Source organism: Streptomyces sp. NPDC007162 (genome assembly GCF_040634175.1).
GTDB lineage: Bacteria > Actinomycetota > Actinomycetes > Streptomycetales > Streptomycetaceae > Streptomyces.
In genome coordinates, this window is sequence record NZ_JBEYFC010000869.1 from 1 (window position 1) to 2331 (window position 2331).

General features: G+C 70.7%; 2 protein-coding genes and 1 pseudogene. 1 reads left to right on the forward strand and 2 read right to left on the reverse strand.

Annotated elements, in window-relative coordinates; all coding sequences use genetic code 11:
- Positions 1-550 (forward strand): annotated as a pseudogene (locus tag ABZ646_RS45150) (phosphoesterase); the annotation flags it as partial.
- 27 nt (positions 551-577) lie between these two features.
- Here ABZ646_RS45150 and ABZ646_RS45155 read toward each other — a convergent pair.
- Together ABZ646_RS45155 and ABZ646_RS45160 are read right to left on the reverse strand one after the other, a co-directional pair.
- Positions 578-1438 (reverse strand): DUF4429 domain-containing protein, encoded by an 861-nt coding sequence (locus tag ABZ646_RS45155; RefSeq protein WP_360533192.1) that lies wholly within the window; start codon positions 1436-1438, stop codon positions 578-580.
- A gap of 48 nt (positions 1439-1486) precedes the next feature.
- On the reverse strand, positions 1487-2331 hold an 845-nt coding region (locus ABZ646_RS45160; protein ID WP_360533195.1), incomplete at its 5' end, for an IucA/IucC family C-terminal-domain containing protein.

A 2331-nucleotide genomic window follows, 5' to 3' on the forward strand; every position in this document is an offset into this window, starting at 1 on the left:
TGTTCGCTACGCCGGTGGTGGGGGCGATGGTGACGCCCCACCCCTCGACCGGGCCCACTGCGCCTACTGCACCTCCACGGCGCACGCCTCGGAGGGGGGCGTGCGCCAGGAGTGGGTGCCGCTGTTCGAGAAGTACACAGTGGACCTGGTCATCAACGGCCACAACCACCAGTACGAGCGCACCGACGTCATCAAGGGCAACACGGTCACCAAGAAGCTCCCGATCGGCGAGACCGCCTACCCCGAGACCGAGGGCGTCGTCTACGTCACCGCGGGCGCGGCCGGCCGCAGCCTCTACGCCTTCACCGCCCCGGACTCCTACGAGGGCCACCTGAACGAGGTCGACTCCGTCGCCTCCTTCATCAACACCAAGGACGGCAAGGTCAACGAGACCGTCACCTGGTCGCGGGTGCGCTACCTCAACTACTCGTTCCTGCGGGTGGACGTCGAGCCCGCCCCGCGCGGCCAGTACGCCAGGCTGAAGGTGTCGGGCATAGCCGAGACCGGCGACCGCATCGACCACTTCACGGTGGCGCGCAAGGCCAAGTAGTCGCAGGTTCCCCACAGCAGGCGGTCCTCAGAGCTGTCTGAGGACCGCCTGTTTGGCCGTGCTGAACTCCTCGTCGGTGAGGACGCCCGCGCGGTGCAGCTCGCCCAGCTCCCGTAGCCGGCGCAGCAGCACGTCGTGATCGGCTTCGGGTGCCTGGGCCTGCCGCGGAACGTCCGGTACGGCGGTCGCCGACGGATGCGGCAGCCGTGCCTGCACCGCCGCCGCGACCAGTGCCGTCAAGGGGTCCCGCTTGAACCCCCACAGCTCCACGGCGTTCGGGTCGTACCTGGCCCGCGTCCGGACCGGCGCACCCCGCACCCGGAACCGCAGATGCCCGTTCTCCAACCCGGCGGAGGGCTGCCACTCCACGCCCAGGACGTCCGCCAGGGCGAGCGTGCGCGGACCCCCGGCGGCCTTGACGTCCTCCGTCTTCCAGTTCCACTCCAGGCGCACCCGCTCCCCGTCGAACGACGCCGTGCCGTCCCCGGCGGACACCGACAGCGGCAGCGGCGGCCCCGGCAGCAGGTACTCGCTCACCGGCGTGCCCGGCACCCCCTCCAGCAGCAGTGCGTCACGCACCTCGTCCGTGAGGTACTCGGCGACCCCGTACCGGTCCGGTCCGACGGCCAGCCGGTAGGGATCGTGGGGCTCGGCGAGCCGGCCGCCGGTGGCGTACGTCAGCGGATCGGAGCCGTCCCGCAGCCGCAGCCTCAGCCGCCCGGACCGCCGCCCCTGCTCGAACGAGATCCCCGCCAACGCCTTGAGCGGGACCACGAGTTCACCCAGTCCCTGACGCAGCACGCCGACGTCCCTGTCCCGCCCGGGAGTCAGCCGCAGGGCGCCCCCGTCGAAGACCCACGTGCCTTCCTTCTGGATGATCTCCACCACGGACCGATTGTTCCACCGGCCGGCCCGGGAGGTCCTCGCCCGCCCGGCTCAGAACCCCGCGACGGGATTCTTCAGGGTTCCGACCAGTTGGAGGGCGCCCGAGGGGTCCGTCAGGTCCACCATCTGCCGGTTGTCGCGCAGTTGGAGCCGGTTGAGGCAGGACAGCGCGAACTCGGGTGCGAACATGTCGTACCGCTCGAACCTGTCGGCGAGTTCGGGCACCGACTCCTGGTACGCGCGGGTGACCTCGGCGACCGTCCGCCAGAAGTCGTCCTCCGTCAGGACGCCCTCGGTCGCCAGGTTCGCGGCGAGGAAGCGGAAGAAGCAGTCGAAGACGTCCGTGAAGACCGACAGCAGTTTCCTGTCGTCGGGGACCTCGACGCGCAGCCGTTCGACGGCCGACGGCAGCACCGCGTCCGGGTCCATGACCGCGATCTCCTCGGCGATGTCCTTGTACACCGCCCGCTGGACCACCCCGTCCTTCAGCACCAGGATGACGTTCTCGCCGTGCGGCATGTACACCAGGTCGTAGGCGTAGAAGCTGTGCAGCAGCGGGGTGAGGTAGGCCCGCAGGTACGCCCGCAGCCAGTCCTTCGGGGCCAGTCCGCTCCGCTCGACCAGCGCGGCCGCGAAGGAGGCGCCCTCGTGGTCCACGTGGAGCAGGGCGGCCATCGTCGCGAGGGACTCGCCCTCCCGCAGGGACGGCACCGGGCTCTCCCGCCACAGCGCGGCCAGCATCTTGCGGTACGGCGAGTAGCGGTCGGTCGCCCTCTCGTACTCCAGGTGCCGGTAGCCGACGGCCGCCCGCTCCCGGATGATCGACAGGCCACCGGTGTCGATCTGCTCGCCGCCCAGGTGACCTATGCCGGTGGCGGCGAACCGCTGCTGCCCGA